The sequence below is a fragment of the Streptomyces sp. NPDC055254 genome, assembly GCF_053606025.1.
On record NZ_JBSGQV010000065.1, the window covers coordinates 1 to 17,781 of the forward strand.

Genomic DNA, 17,781 nt, shown 5'->3' on the forward strand with positions numbered 1-17,781 from the left:
TGGGGCATGAAGCCCATGTCTGCCATTTGGTCGGCTTCGTCGAGGACGGTGATCGCGACTTGGTTGAGTCGGCAGTCGCCGCGGTCGATGAGGTCTTTGAGGCGTCCGGGTGTGGCGACGACGACTTCGGCGCCTGCGCGTAGTGAGCCGGCCTGCTTGCCGATCGACATGCCGCCGACGACGGTGGTCAGGCGCAGTTTGACGGCGCGGGCGTAGGGGGTGAGGGCGTCGGTGACCTGTTGGGCGAGTTCGCGTGTGGGGACGAGGATCAGCGCGAGGGGTTGGCGGGGTTCGGCGCGTTGTCCGGCGGTGCGGGCCAGGAGTGCGAGGCCGAAGGCGAGGGTTTTGCCGGAGCCGGTGCGTCCGCGGCCCAGGACGTCGCGTCCGGCGAGGGAGTTGGGGAGGGTGGCGCCCTGGATGGGGAAGGGCACGCTCATGCCTTGGGTGGTGAGTGCGGCGAGGAGTTCGGCGGGCATGTCCAGGTCGGCGAAGGCCTCGACCGCGGGCAGCGCGGGAGTGATCGTCTTCGGGAGGGCGAACTCGCCCTGGACAGCGGCGGGCCGACGGCCGTAACCACCCGAACGCCCGGAACCACCGGAACGGCTCGGGGTGGACGAGCCGAATCGGCTCCCCCGACCCGAACCGGATCCCGTGCCGAAAGCAGGACCGCCGGTGCGGCTGCGGGTGCGGGAGGAACGGTCGTTCGTACGTGTGGGGTTCATTCAGAACCTTCCTTGATACGGCGCGTACCAAGGAATTCCCGCTGCGGCAGAGCAGCACGGGGAATCACGAGAACGGGCCGAATGGAATGCGAAAGCGCAGCTGCCCCGACACGAAATCTGTGCGGGTTCAGGCGCTGAAATGGGGACCGCAGGTAAAACACTGCGGGGAAATGTACGCAGCTGGGGCCCGCACCCCGAGGGATGCGGGCCCCAGCTACACAATGCGCGTCAGCGTCAGGCGGGAACGATGTTCTCGGCCGTCGGGCCCTTCTGGCCCTGTGCGATGTCGAAGGTGACCTTCTGGCCTTCGATCAGTTCGCGGAAACCCTGGGCGGCGATGTTCGAGAAGTGGGCGAACACGTCGTCGCCGCCGCCGTCCTGCTCGATGAAGCCGAAGCCCTTGGCCGCGTTGAACCACTTCACGGTGCCAGCAGCCATGTCATATCTCCTTTGGGGCAGTGCACCGGTATCCGCCCTGTGCGGACACCGCGTCGCCGCGATGATGCCCCGTCCGGAAAATTCCCCGGAAATATGAAGCGCTTCGGTGTGTGTGGGGCGAGGCCGACCGACTGAAGACGCTTGAAGTTTTTGGGTACCAAAACTGCAACCGAGAACGACAGTAGCACGCGGCTGTGGCCCGCGTACGTCAGAAATTTCCGCTCTCTGCGCTTCGAAAAGAAACTCTCCGCGCGGGGTCTGTTAAATCCTTCCACCGCCGGGACAGGTATTGCTCCGTCCCGGCCACAGCGTCGGGACGGCCGCCGCGAACTCGGGCGTGGTCCGCGACGCCGGGAAACGTCCGGACGGCAAACCAGCCCCAGGTCGCCGACCTGGGGCTTCCATGGCGCGGCTCACGTTGCGATGAATCCGGAGCGGAGCGCGTGATCAGATCCATGGCGCCCGGTCAGCTCTGTCCGTACTCGGTCCACGGACGGAGTTTCTCCGGGTTGCGGACCGCCCACACGCGAGTGATGCGGCCGCCGGCGAGGCTGAACGCCGCCACGGTCACGGTGACGCCGGCGTGCTGGGCGACCAGCCCGGGCAGGCCGTTGACCGTCCGCTCCAGGAGCGTGAGCCCAGGGGCTTTGTCGGCGATGTGGATCAAGTACTGGGCGATGCGCTCGCTGCCCTCGACCGGTCGCAGGACCGTGCCGACCAGGCCGCCGCCGTCGGCGGTCATCGTGGCGTCGGGATCGAGGAGGCCGACGAGGGCCTCGATGTCCCCGGCCTCCCACGCCTCCTTGAAATGCCGCACCAGACCGGCCTGCCCGGCCGTCTGGACCGCAGGTGCCCGTCCGGTGCGAATACGTCGACGGGCCGAGGACGCCAGCTGCCTGCAGGCCGCGGGCGTCCGGCCGACGATCTCGGCGATCTCGGCGAAGGGGTAGCGGAAGACGTCGTGCAGGATGAACGCCACGCGTTCGGCCGGCGTCATCGATTCCAGTACGACGAGGAAGGCCATGCTCACCGACTCGTCCAGGGTGATCCGGTCGGCGGGGTCGGCCGGCTCGGCCCTGCCGCCGCTCGCCGCCCCGCTGATCCACTCCGTAGGGTCGGGCAGCGGCTCGGGTATCCATGTGCCGACGTAGCGCTCGCGCCGGGCCCGCGCCGAGCCGAGCGTGTCCAGGCAGATGCGGCTGGCCACCGTCGTCAGCCAGGCGCCGGGCGATTCGATGGCCTCCTGCCGTTGCCGCGACATCGCGTACCAGCGGGTGTAGGTCTCCTGTACGGCGTCCTCGGCCTCGGCCAGCGAACCGAGCAGCCGGTAGGCAAGATTGATCAGCTGACGCCGCTCGCCGACGATCGCGCTCAGGCCCGGCTCGGACCGGTCACGCCCTGGCTCGGACGGGGTGCTCATGGTCGCGACGCTCCCTGGTTCTACTCGTCCGATTCCGCTCCCGACGCTTCGACGGAACACCGCGTCGAATGGCGAGGCCGGTGCCTCGCCTCACATTTCCCGGGCCTACGTCGTCGGACTGGCGAGACACTACCGATCCACCGCCGTGAGGCGGAAGAGGGGACCGCGTCATGGCCACACCGACGACGGCAGTACCGCGCAGACTCACGTTCCTGCAGGTCGCGATCGCCCTGCAGACCTTGGCCCTCTTCTTCCAGGCGGTCACCGCCGGACTGCTGCTGTCCTCGTCCCACGGCCTCGTACTGCACGACGCCGGGTCGAAGGTGATGTACGGCGCATCGATGCTGTACGTGCTCGCCGCGTTCCTGGCGTGGCGGCCGGGCGGCGGTTCGCCGCGCCCCGTCCTGTACGCGGCCGGCTTCCTCGTACTCGCTTCGGTCCAGGTGGCGCTGGGCATCGCGCACATACCGTCGCTCCATGTCCCCCTGGGAGTCCTGATGTTCGGCCTGAGCCTGCTGGCGCTGGGCCAGGCACCGCGCACCCGCGGGCCGAAGCGCTCAGGCACCCGGCCGGGTGCGCAGATGGCGCGGGACGCCTGAGCAAGCCCGGCCCACGGCTTCGCACGACTCCTGTCTGCCGTGGGGTAACCCCTGGGCTCCCAGCGTTCGTGCGCTACAGGGCTCATCGTCCACCCACTTCTATGGCGCGTCGCTCCTCTCGGTTCGGTCCTCCAGCGGCAGATCGCATAGCGTCAAACCGGGGTGACGGTTTATGCTCGGGCTGTGCGAGCCGCCAGTGAACCTCTGACCGACGACGAGAAGGCCGACCTGGACGACGCCCTCAAGGCCGTCCGCCGGGCCGAGCAGGCTCTTGCGCGGGCGCAGGCGCACCTCAATCACACGGTGGGCCGGATCGGCTCCGCCGACCGCTACGGGCAGAAGGCTGCGGCAGGCCGCCGCGTCGGCTGGTCCCGCCAGCACGTCACCACCCTTGCCAACGCCTACCGTGCGGGCGAACTTGACCAGGCGGAGAGGACCGAAGCCGCATGAGTACCGCGCCCCAGCCGTCCACTGTCCCGCAGCCGCCCGCTCAGCCCGAGGCGATCCGCGCTGCCCTCGCCCAGGTAGCCCCGCAGTTGCTCGCCGAATTCGACCGCGATCGCGCAGCCAGCACCGCCCGCGCGCGCGCCGAGGTTTCCGCCATTCCCCTCCGCACGTTCACGGAGGCGTGGGCCGTTGAGGTGGCCATTGCCCGACACACGGAGACCGCCGCCCGACTCCACGTGCTGGAGGCCCGCGCCGGAGAGGTCACCGACCTCGGCCGGGCCCGAGACATCGCCGCCGAGATCAGCCGCATCCGCAGGGCCGCCGCAGCCGAGGCCGGCCTCCGTGCCGCTGACGGGGCCGCCCGCTGACCGACGACCGCTGGGTGTGGGAGTACGCGTTCCACGCCGAGGACGAGGTGGGCTACCCGAAAGTTGTGCGCGATGAAGTGACGGCCGTCGCGGACCAGATCGTCGAGCTGGCCAACCTCGGCATCGCCCCGTCCGGACTCGGCGACCCCACCCCCGGTACGGCTCGCCGTCACATGCTCCCCTCTGGCGGGTGGTTCGAGACCCAGGCGCTTCCGCGGATGAGGCCGCGCCTCTTGGCCGTGGTCCTGGTCGTACCGCCGCCGCACTTGCTCTGACACACAAGGGCATGTGGTGCGGGGGTGGTGCGCGGCGCCAGGAAGGCCTGGGCAACAAAGAAGCCCCAGGTCGCTGACCTGGGGCTTTGGTGTGGAGCGGATGACGGGAATCGAACCCGCGCTATAAGCTTGGGAATCACCGATCTTCCGCGCTTCATCCGGCTGTTGACCAGCGGAAACGGGTGCCAGGGCGAACGCTGATGCTCTTCCTGGCACCCGCCGTTGACCGTTGTTCCCCGTCCCACCTGGCACGCGTCTGGCACGGGCAAGCCTTCTGGTCCGTAGCTCTAGCCAGACCGGTCAGCGAGGGTCATACCGGCCGCCCGGAACCCTCCCAGGGGTACTACTGGCCGCCATTAATTGCTGCGGTTGCGGTACCCAACTGCTGTACGCCCGCCTGCCGCTCCGCGCGCTCCATAGCCGCTATGGCCTTCCGCCGCCAGCGCACCACAGCGCCCACTGCTACCGCCCCCGCAAGCAAGGCGACAACGAGTACACCCCAGACCAGAGCGACGAACGTGTACCCGAGCCATTCCATAGACTCCCCTCTCCGTCAGCGGGCGTACTGGGGTGGGCCCGACCTGGTTTGCTTCTTGCCCTGGTTCTTGCTCCAACCTGGGCTTTCCCCGGTTCACCCCTCTGACCTGCGGTCGAGCAGTCAGCTGCTGTCACCGTTGGTCAGGCTCGGTCACTGCTCCACGGCCCAGGGACGGCCCACAGCCCCATGGGCCTCGCCAGTCAGCTGAAGAGGCGAACGGTAGCGATGGGGCTTCATCCCGGAGGCGCCGCATGTCCGAAAGTGGCGCGTAACGACACCGCCAACGGGTGGGCACGCACCCACGAACCCGATAAGGTAGAGGCTAAGCAAGGACCACCTAAGTGGTCGCGGGGAGAACGCTTGGTCTGCTGCCAGACCCTTCCGATCCTTCGGTTGAAGCGCCCCGGACCTCCTAGGTGGTCCTTCTTCGTGCCTAGAGCCCTGCAGATGGCCACCAGGGGAGCGACGTGAAGGTTGCTTCGTTGCCCAGGATCTTGAAGCCGTAGTTACGGCTAGAACCTCGTCCGTCTCTCCGCAGTTGGTGGCGCACAGCGAGTAGATGGGCAGGTTCATACCCCCCATACCCGTCGCGGCGTATCGCTGCGCTCAGCATGCCAGCGTACTGATCAGCGGCCTGCAACCCATCCCATGTGGCTTGGTCTTCGAACGTCGGCTGCCCACGCAAGAGGCGCCAAGGCACGTAGCTTGGACTCCTCTCCGGCTTGAGCTTGAAGTAGTCACAGGTGGTGCGGTGATCGAACCCGCGGACATGCCCAAACTTCACCACGAGGTCCCGCGTCCCTCCCTCCCAGTGCCCTGCCGCAAGGAGCAGCCGCTCCAACGTGATGCCGGCCGCGAAGTTATAGAAGAGCACCTGGTCTTGCCGCATGCCGGCATGGGCAGGGATGGCCGCCTTCTCCACCACGACATAGACAATCTTGACGTGGTCGAGTCGCGCCAACGTACCTGCCACGTACTGACGGCGCGGAAAGACCTTCACATGGTCCTTCCAGTGCAAGGCCTTGCCGGGCGGGACCTTCAAGTCGCGGCGAAGTTGGGACATAGCCGCACGCATGTTGGCTTCCTGCTCATCGGCGATGAGCAGAGCCGCGAAGGAGAAGTACGGAGATGCCGAGGCCGAGAGACCGCGATCACCGGTCTCGTCTATATATGCCCTGACAAGCTGGCGTGTGGGCATCTCACCCCTTCGGAGTAGCATATGACGGGCGGTTAGCAGTAAGTTACACCAGCCACCTCTCGGCCACTACTAGATGTAGTGGTCTTTTTTCTTTCCACCACAAGATGTTGGGTTCCATGGGGTGGCTGCACGTCAACATGGGCACTTCGCAGCAGCCACCCCAGCTCTCATCCCGTCTGCCGTCGACCCACACGTATGTGGAGCGGACGCGGGTCCTGGCGTCCAGGTGGAGCGCGCCACTGTACGAACGACCTGGACGCCAGGACCCGCGTCTGCTCGGCTCGCCTGGGTCGATGGCAGGCGGGATGGGAGCCCCCACACGCACCACAACGCACCGGCACCCGCGTACGGCGCCCCGGCCATCCCGGAGTCGGAGCGCCCCCGCCGGAGGCATCTCTTTGACCTGAGCTGGTCGGCGGTCGGGGCCGATGTGGTTCTCACCATCAGACCCGTGCCGTTGGCGCGCGGCCGGCGCCCGGGCTGGAGCGGGGCGCAGACAGGAGCGCAGGCCCGGGCGACGGGCGCGCTCGCCGCGCCGTGCGCGGCGGGTGCCTTGATGAAGTAGGGAAACTCTTACCGCGCCTCTGAGAGGCTGGCGTCAGTCTGCTCAGCTCGGAACTCGTCCAGCAGCTCGAAGAACAGCTCCATGCCGGGCTTGCCCTCGCCCTTGGCTGCCCGCTCGATCTCCGTTGCCCAACCGAGGGCACTCGGGTACTTCATGCCCAGTCGCGGCCACAACCACGTGCTGAACGGGCCAAGGTGGTGGAAGTCCCATTCGCCCTGGGCGTCATGGATCTGCACGGCAACCCAGAATCCGGTGAGCATGGAGTCGAGGTGCAGGACAGAGCTGCTGCGTACCCACATGCCGGGCCGTAGCCGTATCTCGTTCAAAAAGTCGTAGACGTCGCTGAGCTCGTTGGGGTGTCTTGGTTTCCGTCGCTCCGGCTCTGCCGCGCTCACGCCGAGACGCTGTTCAGGTGGCGGCCGTCGTGGCTGCGGACGTGGGGGCCCGCGTCGTCCAGGGCGTCCAGGAGGCGGATCGCGAAGACCTCGGACATCTGCTCGGACACTTCCTTCGGCGTGAGCCACGCGACCGCGGTCGATTCCTCCGAGGTGCGCTCGGTTCCGCCGGACGGCTTGCAGCGGAAGACCAGGGCGACGATGCCTCGGGACGTGTTCTTGTAGACCCCGGTTAGTCCCTCGACCTCGACCGCGATGCCCGTCTCCTCCAGGACCTCGCGGCGGACGCCGGCTTCCGGAGATTCCGTGAGTTCGAGGACTCCGCCCGGCAGTTCCCAAGCCCCGTTGTCCGCCCGACGGATCGCCAGGAGCCGGCCGTCCTCGCGCAGCACTGCCCCGGCTACGGACACGGAGTGCAGTGGCGTTGACTTGTGCTGCGGGGAACCCGTACTCATGTACAGGAGCATAGGAGGAAGAGAAGGACTATGGGAACCGCAGTAGGAGGTGGCAGGGCCGTACCTCGGTACGTACAGATCGCCGACGACATCGTCCAGCAGATCCGCGCCGGGGTGCTGGCTCCCGGCGACATGGTGCCGAGCGAGTCCGAGCTCGTGGAGCGCTACGGCGTGGCCGGCGGGACGATCCGCAAAGCCATGGTGGAAGTCCGCGCGAGCGGCCTGGTAGAGACGCGGCACGGTAAGGGTTCGCTGGTGAAGGCCCGGCCGCCGGTACGGCACCGGTCCTCGGACCGCTTTCGGCGTACGCACCGGCAGGAGGGCAGGGCTGCGTACCTCGCCGAGTCCGCCCAGTCCGGGGCCGAGGCCAAGGTGAGCGTGCTATTCATCGGGCCCGTGGAGGCGCCGGAGGAGATCGCGGAGCGGCTCGCGGTCACCGCGGGGACTCAGGTGCTGGCCCGACGGCGGCTGTACTTCCGGAACGGGACGCCGGTGGAGACGGCTACCTCGTACCTGCCCTGGGACGTCGTGAAGGACATCCCGGAGCTGTTCGCCGAGAACCCCGGGCCCGGCGGTATCTATGCGCGACTGGAGGATCACGGTCACGTCTTCGCCGAGTACGTGGAGACCCTCCAGGCCCGGCCGGCCGCCAAGGCTGAGGCGACCGAGCTGTCTCTTAGCCCCGGCGCCCCGGTGGTGCACCTGCTCCGCGACGCAGTCACGGAGGAAGGCCGAGTGGTGGAGGTCTGCGACACCCTCATGGCCGCTGACCAGTTCGTCTTCGAGTACCGGATCCCCGCGCGCGACTGACGCCCGCTCAACTCCCCACAGCCCGCTGCGAGTTTCTCTTCGCGGCGGGTTGACTCATGTATAGGAGTCAGGCACTCTTCTTCATGTCACTCCTATACAGGAGTGACGGAGTCCAGCCTCTGTAGAGGAGTGATCTGCTGTGCGTCAGATTCCCGTCGACACCTCCGCCGCCCTGGTGATGGTGGCCCAGCCCCCGGTCGTGAAGATCAAGGACCGCCGCACCGGTGAGGTCGCTACCGATGCCGAGACGGGCGCCCAGATGATGACGGTGGACGTGCTCTTCGCCGCGAACGGCGAGGCGGAAGTTCTGTCCATCGTGGTCCCGGCCCCGGGCATCACGGGTGACCTGGTGATGGGGACCTCGGTCGCACTGACCGGTCTGGTCGCCCGCCCGTGGGAGAACGAGTTCAACGGCCAGAAGCGCCACGGGATCAGCTTCCGCGCCGTCGCCGTCACCTCGCTGGCCAAGGAGGGCCGAGCGTGAACGCCTTATGGGTCACGCTGCTGGTGGTCCCGGCCGTCGCGCTCCTCCTGCGCTGGCTACGGCCCACCTGGTACTGGTTGACCTTCGGGGTCACCTTCGCGACGATCCGCGTCCTCATCCGCTACCGCTCGGTGATGGACGCCTGCGGACTCACCGTCCCGCCCGCCCGCTGGCGGCTGACGCTCGCCCGGGTCACCAACCGCCCGGCGCCCGACGACCGTTCGCCGCGGATTCTGCGGCTTCGGCCCACCTCGACCGGCCTGGTCCTGCGGCTGAAACTCCGGCCCGGACAAGACGCGTTCGACTTCTCCGCCTCCTCCGACCGGCTACGGCACTCCTTCGCCCTCCACAACGTCGTCTCGCGAGAGATCCGCTCCGGCGTCGTAGAGCTGCGGATGACCGGATACGACGTACTCAAACGGGTGCGCATGCCGGCCGCTGTCCCTGACGGGGTGCTCCGGGTGCCGGTGGCCCTTCGGGAGGACGGGGAGGTTCATCACCGCGACTACCGGCAGGTTCCGCACGCCCTGAACGTCGGCGCGACCCAGTCCGGGAAGTCCGTCTATCAGCGCACGCTTGTCGCCGGGCTCGCACCGAGGAACGTCGCCCTGGTCGGCATCGACTGCAAGAACGGCGTCGAACTCTCGCCGCTGGCCGCCCGGTTCACCGCCCTGGCCGACAACCCGATCGAAGCGGCTGAGCTGCTGGCCGCGCTCGTCCAGTACATGGGCCGCGTCTACGAAGTCATCCGGGCCGAACAGCGCATCAGCGTCGGTCTGCCGGATGCGGAGATCACGGCCGATATCTGGGACCTCCCCGCGCACCTCCGTCCCGTACCCGTCGTGCTCCTGGTGGACGAAGTCGCGGAGCTTGCCCTCGCCGCGGTCAAGGCCGACGAAGCCCGGCGAGATCGGATCATCACCGACCTCGTCCGCCTCGCTCAGCTCGGCCGCGCCGCCGGCATCTACCTGGAGATCTGCGGCCAGCGCTTCGGCTCGGAACTCGGCAAGGGGATCACCATGCTCCGCGCCCAGCTCACCGGCCGCACCGCCCACCGCGTCAACGACGAGACCTCCGCGAACATGGCCTTCGGAGACATCTCCCCGGACGCCGTCCTCGCCGCCGTCCAGATCGGCAGGGATCGCCCCGGCACCGCCGTGGCCGGCGACTCCTCTGGCGGCTGGTCCCGTATCCGGGCCCCGCACACGACGCTCCGCCAGGCCGTGGACACCTGCAACGCCCACGCGCACCGCACCCCGAGCATCCCGGAGCTGGAGCGCTTCCGGCCCGCGCTCCCGGTACGCGTCCTCGTCGGCAAGGTCCAGCCGAAGAGCGCTACAGCAGGTGCCTTCTAAGCACCTGGCCCACCCGGTCGGCGCGGCCTCCCGCGCCACGTCCCTACCCGACCCATGCCTGAAACGAGGTGAAGACCATGACCCGCCTGGTCCGCCCGGACGCCGTCCTCGTCCAGGCCGTCATCGCCGGAGCCCTCTCCTTCGCCCACCTGCACGACCTCGCCGAAGCGGCCGGACAGCACGGCTGGAAAGCCTGGGCCTACCCGATCAGCGTGGACCTGCTCCTCGTCGCCTCCTGGCACCGCCTGCGCACCCTGCGGGAAGCGGGAGAGCCCTCGCGCTCGGCCTGGTCCTGGTTCGCCGTCGCCTTGGCGGCCTCGCTCGGCGCGAACGTCGCGACCGCCGGCCTCCTAGACCTGGGCGACGTCCCGGACTGGCTCCGGATCCTCGTCGCCGGATGGCCCGCACTCGCGTTCCTCGGCGGCACGCTCCTGGTCCACCGGCCTACGCCGCCCAGCGATCCGGAGCCCGCCCCGGCGCCCCGGCCCGTGGTCGAGCGGGAGACAGAACCCGGCGTACAGGCCGCCCCGGCTCCTGCCCTCCCCCCTCCGGCCCCGGTACCCGCACCCGCGGTCACCGCTCCGCCCGCCCTCGTCGCCCACGCCCAGAAGATCGCCGCCGATCACCGCACCCGTACCGGCTCGGACATCGACACCGAGACCCTGCGCGCCCGGCTCGGCGTCCCGTCCCCGATGGCTGAGGCCATCGCCGCCCAGCTCACCTGAGGAGGCCCGATGCCCGCCCGGATCAACTTCCGCTCACTGATGAAGATCGGCCCCGTTCAGATCGGCACCTACCGCGACCGGCACGGCCGCACCAAGGACTCCGCCGTGTGCACCGCCGACGCCTGCGGCTGGTCCTCCGACTACAGCTCCTCGACCGCCGCCCAGCTCGCCGCCCGCTCCCACCGCTGCCGCGTCAGCTGACCCGAAAGGCCACGTCATGGACGTACCGCTGTGGTTCGCCCTCCTCGCTGTCGGAGTCCTCGGCGTGAAGCTCATCCGCCCGCCCTGGTGGCTCGTCGCCGTGATCCTCCTCGGCGGCTTCCTCCTCGCGGACAGCTTCCTCGCCCCCGCCATCGACACCGCGATCAACAAGTAGTCCGCCCCGGAAGGAGAACAGCCGTGTTCAAGCCCAAGTACCCCAGCCCCGACACCTACACCCCGGCAACCATCCGCCCCACCCCGGCGCCCACCGAGTACGCGATGCCCGCGCCGGCCCCGGCCCCCGCCAAGGCACCGACCGTCTTCGGCGGCCTGGTCCAGAACTCGCCCGGTACCGCGCTCGCCCTCGCCGCCGGCGGAGTCGCCGGAGTCCTCGCCCTGGCCTCCGTAGCGGTCTCGCTGCTCCTGGCCGTCGCCGTCACCGCGGTCGCTCTGTCCGTCAGCGCCGTCGTCCTGCTCTTCCTCGTCCGCTCCCTGCGCCAGGAGTTCAAGAGCCGTTGACCGGCCCCGGGACGGCCTCAACCGCCAAGTTTCCGCCGTCCCGGCGCCGCGCTCCCACCCGATCCAAAGAAACCGGAAGGAAGCACCATCATGGCCCAGCACACCGTCAGGCCCATCAGGGTCTGCCCGGACTGCACCGGCTTCGCCGCCGTCGCCATCACCCTCGGCGGCCACGACCGCACCGGCGCCCGGCGCACCATCACCGCGCACTGCTACGCCTGCCAGGGCACTGGCACGGTCATCGGCACCAAGCGTGCGGGGGTGACCGCGTAATGGGGATCTTCACCCGCCGGACCTACGGGGACGACCCGTACGACCGCGACATGGACCAGGTCTACGACAACATGACCGGCGAGGCCCGCCACCAGGAGCGCGTCACCGAAGCCCACGCGAAGCACGACTCCGGCCGCTCTCCCGGCTCGCGGAACGGCCGCAACGGGCCCGCGTCCGGCCCGTCGTCCAGCGACGCCAACACCCCGAAGCGGGGGCGACGCTGGTGACTCAGTCCGCGACCTTCGCGGACCTGGATCCCGGCCTCCTCGGCGACATGCTGAGGGTGGCCGGGGCTCCCGGTTACGCCCGCTGGGAAGATCAGATCCGCCGCGCCGGGGGCTGCTCCGACCCCGTCCACATCACCGGCTGGACCGTCGCCAAGGACAAGACCACCGGCGAGACCCTGCACCGCTACTCCACCGAAGACGAACCCGGCGCTCGCCTCCGCATCGCCTGCGGCAACCGCCGCGCCTCCCGCTGCCCCGCCTGCGCCTGGACGTACTCCGGCGACACCTACCACCTGATCCGCGCCGGACTCGCCGGAGACGACCGCCGCGACATCCCGACCACCGTCCGCGAGCACCCCCGCGTCTTCGCCACCCTCACCGCCCCGTCCTTCGGCCCGGTCCACAACCGCCCCGCCGGCCGCCCCTGCCGCTGCGGCCAGCACCACCAGGAAGACGCCCCCGAACTGGGCACCGCCCTCGACCCGGCCACCTACGACTACGCCGCCGCCGTCCTCTTCAACAATCACGCCGGACAGCTCTGGCAGCGGTTCACAACCCGCCTGCGCCGCGAAATCGCCGCGTACGCCGGACTGACGCAGCGCGAGCTGAGGGAGGAAGCTCGGATCTCCTACGGCAAGGTCGCCGAGTTCCAGAAGCGCGGAGCCATCCACTTCCACGCCGTCATCCGCATAGACGGACCCGTCGGCCCGTCCAGCCCGCCGCCCTCCTGGGCCAGCACGGAACTCCTCGACCGCACGATCCGCGCGGCCGTCGCCCACGCCTACACCTCGGTGTCCGTCCCGGCCGTCGCCGACCAGCCCGCCCGCACCTTCCGCTGGGGCACCCAGCTCGACGTACGCCCCATCAACGCCTTCGGGGACGGCTCCGCCATCACGGAGCAGGCGGTCGCCTCGTACGTGGCCAAGTACGCCACGAAGGCCGCCGAGAACACCGGCACCCTCGACCGCCGGATCGGCAACCGCGAAGCCCTGGTCCTCCTCGATGTCCCGGACCACACCGTCCGCCTGATCGGGGCCTGCCTCGACCTGGACCCGCTGTACCCGGACCGCCGCCTCGCCGCCTGGTCGCACATGCTCGGCTTCCGCGGCCACTTCTCCACCAAGTCCCGCCAGTACTCCACCACCCTTGGCGCCCTCCGCCAGACCCGCGCCGACTACCGCGCCGCCCAGGAACGCGAAGCCCGCGGCCTCACCGACACCGAGCCGGACACCGTGCTCGTCCTCGCCTCCTGGCAGTACGCCGGCCACGGACACGGCCCGGGGGAGTCGGTCCTCGCCGCCACCATCGCCCGGGACATACAGCTGAACCGCCTGACCGCCCGCGAAGCCCTGCAAGGAGAGCAGCATGAATGAGCGTTTCCTCAGCGTCGTCCAGGTCGCCGAACTGCTCGGCACCACGGTGCGGTTCCCCCGCCGCTTGGTCGCCGAGCGGCGAATCCGGTACGTCAAGGTCGGCACCCACGTGCGGATACCGGAGAGCGCGGTGCAGGAGTACATCACCGCGCACACCGTCGAGCCGCGTCGCCCGCAGCGGTCCCGCTTCCGGAGGGCTGCCTGATGGCCAACAGCAAGGGCAGGCGGCGCCGGTTCGGAGCCATCCGTAAGCTGCCGTCCGGTCGGATCCAGGCCCGCTACCCCGGACCCGACGGCGTGATGCGCCCGGCACCGGAGACGTTCGCAACGACTAGGGACGCGGACGACTGGCTCGCCGAGAAGCAGACGGAGATCAAGAAAGGGGACTGGCGGGACCCGGACGCCGGAGCCGTCAACTTCGCGGAGTATGCGCTCCTCTGGATCGAGGAGAGGGGGCTCGCAGCAACCACCGATGAGCTGTACCGGCGGCTGCTCCGGCTGCACCTCCTGCCGACCTTCGAGGACCTCGATCTTGACGAGATCACCCCGCCCCGCGTCCGTGCCTGGCGGACCGAACGGCTCAAGGCGACCGGGGCCACGACCGTGGCGAAGACTTACCGGCTCCTGAAAGCGATCATGGGGACGGCTGCCGACGACGAGTTGATCCGCCGGAACCCGTGCCGGGTCAAGGGCGCGGGGAAGGAATCTCCGGCCGAGCGGCCGACTGCCACCGTCGAGCAGGTCGACGCGCTGGCCCGGGAGCTGGGCGCACGCTGGCGACTGCTCGTCTACATCGCGGCCTACGGGCCCGCCCGGCCCGAGGAGCAGGCGGCCCTGCGGCGCCATGACGTCGACCTGCTCAACAACGGCGTCTGGGTCCGCTCCGCCGAGCCCGAGCTGAACAGCGGCAAGCGGGCCCCCGGCGACACCAAGTCCGAGGCGGGCAAGAGGTTTATCGTCCTGCCGGAGTTCATGAAGGGTGATCTCAAACTCCATATGGGCCTGTACGCGGAGCAAGAGCCGGACGGTCTGCTCTTCGTGGGGGAGCGGGGCGCCCCCTTCCGGCGGACGACCTTTGGACGGCAGTGGAAGAAGGCCCGTAAGAAAGTCGGACTGCCGGACGGCTTCACGCTCTACGACCTTCGTCACACCGGACACACCCTGTCCACGCAGTCGGGCGCCACTCTCAAGGACACGATGGTGCGGGCCGGCCAGTCTTCGGAGAAGGCGGCCATGATCTACCAGCACTCGAACCTGGCCCGGCAGAAGGAAGTGGCTGCCGGCATCGATGCCCGGGTGCAGGCGCTGCGTGCTCAGGCTTCTGGCACGGATGTGGCACGGGACCAATAGAAAGGTCTAGTCAACGCGAAAGCCCCAGGTCGCTGACCTGGGGCTTTGGTGTGGAGCGGATGACGGGAATCGAACCCGCGCTATAAGCTTGGGAAGCTCATGTTCTACCATTAAACTACATCCGCGCGACGCTCCGGTTGCCCGGAGTCGTATCGTCGCTCACTCTACCCCATGATCGACCCCCGGCGAATCCGTCGTGGGGTCGTCGTCGTATGTGGCATGCACCGACGCGTGTGGGGGCGGGAGTTGGGGCGTACCGTTGGGTGTGGAGTGGCGGCTGGAGCGGGTCGTGATCATCCCCTAATGTGGCGATTCGTCGCAGTACAGCTCGTGGGGAAAGGGACTCGATGGAGCACACCGTCGTCCGTTGTGCCGAAGGGCACGTGTTCAGTACCGCCCGGTTCCCGCTGCAGCACCTCGGTGCCGGTCGGATCGGGCCGGGGCGGCTGCTGCGGTGTCCGCGGTGTGCGCGGCTGCGGCGGGCCGTGCCCGTCGGGGGCGTCAAGCGGTAGCCAGCCGGGCAGCAGCAGGACAGGGGCGCGCGGTCGCCGCTCTCGATTGGGGGTGGCCCGCGCGCACTGCGTATCCTCGGGACGTGCTTCTCTCTGACAAAGACATCCGGGCCGAGATCGACAGCGGACGGGTTCGCATCGACCCCTTCGACGAGTCGATGGTGCAGCCCTCCAGCATCGATGTACGTCTCGACCGGTTCTTCCGGGTGTTCGAGAATCACCGCTACGCGCACATCGACCCCGCCGTCGAGCAGCCCGACCTGACCCGCATGGTCGAGCCCGAGGGCGACGAGGCGTTCATCCTGCATCCGGGTGAGTTCGTCCTCGCGTCGACGTACGAGGTCGTCTCGCTCCCCGACGACATCGCCTCCAGGCTGGAGGGGAAGTCCAGCCTCGGCCGGCTCGGCCTCGTGACGCATTCGACCGCCGGGTTCATCGACCCCGGGTTCTCGGGCCACGTGACCCTGGAGCTCTCGAATCTCGCCACGCTGCCGATCAAGCTGTGGCCGGGGATGAAGATCGGCCAGCTGTGCATGTTCCGGCTCAGCTCGCCCGCGGAGTTCCCGTACGGCAGCGAGCGGTACGGGTCCAGGTACCAGGGCCAGCGCGGGCCGACCGCCTCGCGCTCCTTCCAGAACTTCCACCGCACCCAGGTGAGGCACGAGGCATGAGTGAAGTACGCGAGAACCTGACCTACGAAGGGTTCGGTCGCGCCGTGCGCGAGCTGGCGCAGACCATCGCCGACGACGGCTACGAGCCCGACATCATCCTCAGCATCGCCCGGGGCGGCGTGTTCGTGGCGGGCGGGCTGGCCTACGCGCTCGACTGCAAGAACATCCACCTCGTGAACGTGGAGTTCTACACGGGCGTCGGGACCACGCTGGAGATGCCGGTCATGCTGGCGCCCGTGCCCGAAGCGATCGACTTCACGGACAAGAAGGTCCTCATCGCCGATGACGTGGCCGACACCGGGAAGACCCTCAAGCTGGTCCACGACTTCTGCCTGGGCCACGTCGCCGAGGTGCGCTCCGCCGTCGTCTACGAGAAGTCCCACTCCCTCGTGAAGTGCGAGTACGTGTGGAAGAAGACCGACGAGTGGATCAACTTCCCCTGGTCGGTCGAGCCGCCCGTCGTCAAGCGCGAGGGCCAGGTCCTCGACGCCTGAGACACCCGCACGAGAAGGGCCCGTCCCCGCGGAATCCGCGAGGACGGGCCCTTCGTGCCGTGCGGGTGAGGGGGCGCGCCCGCGCCCCGGTCAGATCGTGCCGAGCTTGATGATCGAGAGCAGGGCGACCAGCTGGATCGCCGACGCGCCCAGGGCCTTCGGCCAGGGCAGGTCGTGCGACTTGCTGACGAGCGAGGTGAACAGGGCGCCGGCCGCGACCCAGGTGGCCCAGCCCAGCACCTGTACGACCATGTTGTCGCCGCCGAGGAACACCGCGAACAGCAGGCGCGGCGCGTCCGTTATGGACATGACCAGCATCGACAGTCCGACCGTGGGCTGCCACGCGCCGTCGCCGCCCAGCTGGCGGGCCAGGGTGTGCGTCACCGCGCCCAGGAGCAGGCCGCAGATCACGAAGGCCACGCCGGCCGACAGGACGATCGGGACGGCCTTCGCGAGCGTCGCGTTGATCGCGTCCTCGCGGGCGTCGTCGAGCCCGAAGACCGCGAGCAGCCCGTACAGGAAGGTCACGGTCAGCGCCGGACCCCAGACGGGGTAGTCGCGCATCTGCAGGAAGGTCTGCCCGGGCCGCGTGACGATGCCGCGCAGCAGCTCCTTCCACGGCAGCCTGGGGCCGGACGGAGCGGCGTTCGGCGCGCCCGCCTGGTAGGTCTCGCCCTGGCTGTACGGGTCCTCGCCGATGGAGAAGGCCCGGGTGTGCCCGGGGTTGTCGTTCGGGTACCCCGGAGCGCCGTACGGGGGCTGCTGCCCCTGCGGCTGCTGCCCGTACGGGTCGAAGTACTCGGGCTCGCCGTGTCCCCCGGCGGCGGCCTGCTGCTGCGGCCACTGCTGCTGCGGAGGGTGTCCGGCGGGAGGGTAGGGCTGCTGGCCGTACGGCGGCGGTTGCTGCTGACCGTACGGCTGCTGCCGCGGGGGTTGTTGCGGGGTGCGGTTGTTGTCCCGGCCGCGTCCGATCCTGAATCCAGCCACGTGATCGAACGTACCTGGTCCGGACGGTCCGGGTGGACGGGCCGCCCCAACTCGCGGCCTTTGCGGCTGACCTGTGACATCCCCTAGGGGGACTCCGGGGGGCCGTCGCCGCCCCTGTTCCTCGGCAGGACGGCGTCGGGTCCCCCTCCGCACGCCGGTCAGCACGGGCGGGGGCGCCGGCGGGGCGGACGCCGCGAACGGCGTCTCGGCCGAGGTCGGGAGGCCGGCCGCCGACCGGACGGCGAGGACTGGCGCCGTTCCCGGGACGCGGCAGCGGCCGGCCCCCCCATTACCGTTTTGGTTGCCTCGCAATGGGGCGCCCGGCCTCCGGAGTTGGCATGACTTTCTCCCCCTGTCGATCGCATGTCTTGGGGGGTGGT

Annotated in this window: 25 protein-coding genes and 1 tRNA gene; 18 read left to right on the plus strand and 8 right to left on the minus strand. The window is 69.2% G+C overall.

What is annotated here, in order from left to right:
- The 3 genes from ACWFQ8_RS32355 to sigJ all read right to left on the minus strand — a co-directional run.
- Nucleotides 1-722 (minus strand): DEAD/DEAH box helicase (locus tag ACWFQ8_RS32355; RefSeq protein ID WP_453789851.1); only part of this gene is annotated, 722 nt, incomplete at its 3' end.
- Between the two features lie 234 nt (nucleotides 723-956).
- Nucleotides 957-1,160: a cold-shock protein gene (locus tag ACWFQ8_RS32360; RefSeq protein WP_453789852.1), complete on the minus strand. Its 204-nt coding sequence runs from the start codon at nucleotides 1,158-1,160 to the stop codon at nucleotides 957-959.
- A gap of 466 nt (nucleotides 1,161-1,626) precedes the next feature.
- Nucleotides 1,627-2,580 carry an RNA polymerase sigma factor SigJ gene (sigJ, locus tag ACWFQ8_RS32365; protein ID WP_453789853.1) on the minus strand — a complete coding sequence of 318 codons (954 nt, stop codon included), beginning with the start codon at nucleotides 2,578-2,580 and terminating at the stop codon, nucleotides 1,627-1,629.
- Between the two features lie 170 nt (nucleotides 2,581-2,750).
- On the opposite strand from sigJ, the gene ACWFQ8_RS32370 reads away from it, so the two are divergent.
- The 4 genes from ACWFQ8_RS32370 (at nucleotide 2,751) to ACWFQ8_RS32385 (ending at nucleotide 4,269) form a co-directional block, all read left to right on the plus strand.
- Nucleotides 2,751-3,179 (plus strand): hypothetical protein, encoded by a 429-nt coding sequence (locus ACWFQ8_RS32370; protein WP_453789854.1) that lies wholly within the window; start codon nucleotides 2,751-2,753, stop codon nucleotides 3,177-3,179.
- A 183-nt stretch (nucleotides 3,180-3,362) separates the two neighbouring features.
- A complete protein-coding gene (locus tag ACWFQ8_RS32375) occupies nucleotides 3,363-3,629 on the plus strand; it encodes a hypothetical protein (protein ID WP_453789855.1) in 267 nt (88 codons plus the stop codon).
- Nucleotides 3,626-3,994 (plus strand): hypothetical protein, encoded by a 369-nt coding sequence (locus ACWFQ8_RS32380; protein WP_453789856.1) that lies wholly within the window; start codon nucleotides 3,626-3,628, stop codon nucleotides 3,992-3,994. Before ACWFQ8_RS32375 ends, ACWFQ8_RS32380 begins: the two co-directional genes overlap by 4 nt.
- Nucleotides 3,995-4,008: 14 nt before the next feature.
- Nucleotides 4,009-4,269: a hypothetical protein gene (locus ACWFQ8_RS32385; protein WP_453789857.1), complete on the plus strand. Its 261-nt coding sequence runs from the start codon at nucleotides 4,009-4,011 to the stop codon at nucleotides 4,267-4,269.
- Between the two features lie 971 nt (nucleotides 4,270-5,240).
- Here ACWFQ8_RS32385 and ACWFQ8_RS32390 read toward each other — a convergent pair.
- The 3 genes from ACWFQ8_RS32390 to ACWFQ8_RS32400 form a co-directional block, all read right to left on the minus strand.
- Complete coding sequence (locus ACWFQ8_RS32390; RefSeq protein ID WP_453789858.1) at nucleotides 5,241-6,005, minus strand: DUF3800 domain-containing protein; 765 nt, start codon at nucleotides 6,003-6,005, stop codon at nucleotides 5,241-5,243.
- Between the two features lie 573 nt (nucleotides 6,006-6,578).
- The gene (locus tag ACWFQ8_RS32395; RefSeq protein WP_453789859.1) at nucleotides 6,579-6,965 is read right to left on the minus strand and encodes a hypothetical protein; all 387 of its coding nucleotides are present in this window, start codon (nucleotides 6,963-6,965) and stop codon (nucleotides 6,579-6,581) included.
- Nucleotides 6,962-7,432 (minus strand): NUDIX hydrolase, encoded by a 471-nt coding sequence (locus ACWFQ8_RS32400; protein ID WP_453789860.1) that lies wholly within the window; start codon nucleotides 7,430-7,432, stop codon nucleotides 6,962-6,964. The genes ACWFQ8_RS32395 and ACWFQ8_RS32400 overlap by 4 nt, the downstream gene beginning before the upstream one ends.
- Before the next feature lie 18 nt (nucleotides 7,433-7,450).
- Here ACWFQ8_RS32400 and ACWFQ8_RS32405 point away from each other — a divergent pair, with 18 nt between their 5' ends.
- The 12 genes from ACWFQ8_RS32405 (at nucleotide 7,451) to ACWFQ8_RS32460 (ending at nucleotide 14,737) form a co-directional block, all read left to right on the plus strand.
- Nucleotides 7,451-8,230, plus strand: coding sequence for a GntR family transcriptional regulator (locus tag ACWFQ8_RS32405; protein WP_453789861.1), 780 nt, complete (start codon nucleotides 7,451-7,453; stop codon nucleotides 8,228-8,230).
- 139 nt (nucleotides 8,231-8,369) lie between these two features.
- Entirely contained in the window at nucleotides 8,370-8,714 is a 345-nt protein-coding gene (locus ACWFQ8_RS32410) for an SCO3933 family regulatory protein (RefSeq protein ID WP_453789862.1), read from the plus strand.
- On the plus strand, nucleotides 8,711-10,069 hold the full coding sequence (locus ACWFQ8_RS32415; protein WP_453789863.1) for an FtsK/SpoIIIE domain-containing protein: 1,359 nt from the start codon (nucleotides 8,711-8,713) through the stop codon (nucleotides 10,067-10,069). The genes ACWFQ8_RS32410 and ACWFQ8_RS32415 overlap by 4 nt, the downstream gene beginning before the upstream one ends.
- Before the next feature lie 77 nt (nucleotides 10,070-10,146).
- Complete coding sequence (locus tag ACWFQ8_RS32420) at nucleotides 10,147-10,794, plus strand: DUF2637 domain-containing protein (RefSeq protein WP_453789864.1); 648 nt, start codon at nucleotides 10,147-10,149, stop codon at nucleotides 10,792-10,794.
- A 9-nt stretch (nucleotides 10,795-10,803) separates the two neighbouring features.
- The gene (locus ACWFQ8_RS32425) at nucleotides 10,804-10,995 is read left to right on the plus strand and encodes a mobile element transfer protein (RefSeq protein ID WP_453789865.1); all 192 of its coding nucleotides are present in this window, start codon (nucleotides 10,804-10,806) and stop codon (nucleotides 10,993-10,995) included.
- A gap of 16 nt (nucleotides 10,996-11,011) precedes the next feature.
- Nucleotides 11,012-11,170, plus strand: a complete 159-nt coding sequence (locus ACWFQ8_RS32430) for a hypothetical protein (protein WP_107084747.1) — start codon at nucleotides 11,012-11,014, stop codon at nucleotides 11,168-11,170.
- Between the two features lie 23 nt (nucleotides 11,171-11,193).
- Nucleotides 11,194-11,514 (plus strand): SpdD protein, encoded by a 321-nt coding sequence (locus ACWFQ8_RS32435; RefSeq protein WP_453789866.1) that lies wholly within the window; start codon nucleotides 11,194-11,196, stop codon nucleotides 11,512-11,514.
- A 90-nt stretch (nucleotides 11,515-11,604) separates the two neighbouring features.
- Complete coding sequence (locus tag ACWFQ8_RS32440; protein WP_453789867.1) at nucleotides 11,605-11,787, plus strand: hypothetical protein; 183 nt, start codon at nucleotides 11,605-11,607, stop codon at nucleotides 11,785-11,787.
- Nucleotides 11,787-12,014, plus strand: a complete 228-nt coding sequence (locus ACWFQ8_RS32445; RefSeq protein WP_453789868.1) for a hypothetical protein — start codon at nucleotides 11,787-11,789, stop codon at nucleotides 12,012-12,014. Before ACWFQ8_RS32440 ends, ACWFQ8_RS32445 begins: the two co-directional genes overlap by 1 nt.
- On the plus strand, nucleotides 12,011-13,387 hold the full coding sequence (repSA, locus tag ACWFQ8_RS32450) for a replication initiator protein RepSA (protein ID WP_453789869.1): 1,377 nt from the start codon (nucleotides 12,011-12,013) through the stop codon (nucleotides 13,385-13,387). Before ACWFQ8_RS32445 ends, repSA begins: the two co-directional genes overlap by 4 nt.
- Nucleotides 13,380-13,592 (plus strand): excisionase family DNA-binding protein, encoded by a 213-nt coding sequence (locus ACWFQ8_RS32455; protein ID WP_453789870.1) that lies wholly within the window; start codon nucleotides 13,380-13,382, stop codon nucleotides 13,590-13,592. The genes repSA and ACWFQ8_RS32455 overlap by 8 nt, the downstream gene beginning before the upstream one ends.
- Nucleotides 13,592-14,737 (plus strand): tyrosine-type recombinase/integrase, encoded by a 1,146-nt coding sequence (locus ACWFQ8_RS32460; RefSeq protein WP_453789871.1) that lies wholly within the window; start codon nucleotides 13,592-13,594, stop codon nucleotides 14,735-14,737. Before ACWFQ8_RS32455 ends, ACWFQ8_RS32460 begins: the two co-directional genes overlap by 1 nt.
- 51 nt (nucleotides 14,738-14,788) lie before the next feature.
- Here ACWFQ8_RS32460 and ACWFQ8_RS32465 read toward each other — a convergent pair.
- Nucleotides 14,789-14,862, minus strand: a tRNA-Gly gene (locus ACWFQ8_RS32465).
- A gap of 470 nt (nucleotides 14,863-15,332) precedes the next feature.
- Between ACWFQ8_RS32465 and dcd the strand changes: the two genes are divergently transcribed.
- Together dcd and ACWFQ8_RS32475 are read left to right on the plus strand one after the other, a co-directional pair.
- Entirely contained in the window at nucleotides 15,333-15,920 is a 588-nt protein-coding gene (gene dcd / locus ACWFQ8_RS32470) for a dCTP deaminase (RefSeq protein WP_453789872.1), read from the plus strand.
- A complete protein-coding gene (locus ACWFQ8_RS32475; RefSeq protein ID WP_453789873.1) occupies nucleotides 15,917-16,414 on the plus strand; it encodes a phosphoribosyltransferase in 498 nt (165 codons plus the stop codon). The genes dcd and ACWFQ8_RS32475 overlap by 4 nt, the downstream gene beginning before the upstream one ends.
- 90 nt (nucleotides 16,415-16,504) lie before the next feature.
- On the opposite strand, the gene ACWFQ8_RS32480 is transcribed toward ACWFQ8_RS32475, so the two are convergent.
- Nucleotides 16,505-17,401 carry a Yip1 family protein gene (locus ACWFQ8_RS32480; protein WP_453789874.1) on the minus strand — a complete coding sequence of 299 codons (897 nt, stop codon included), beginning with the start codon at nucleotides 17,399-17,401 and terminating at the stop codon, nucleotides 16,505-16,507.
- Between the last annotated feature and the right edge of the window lie 380 nt (nucleotides 17,402-17,781).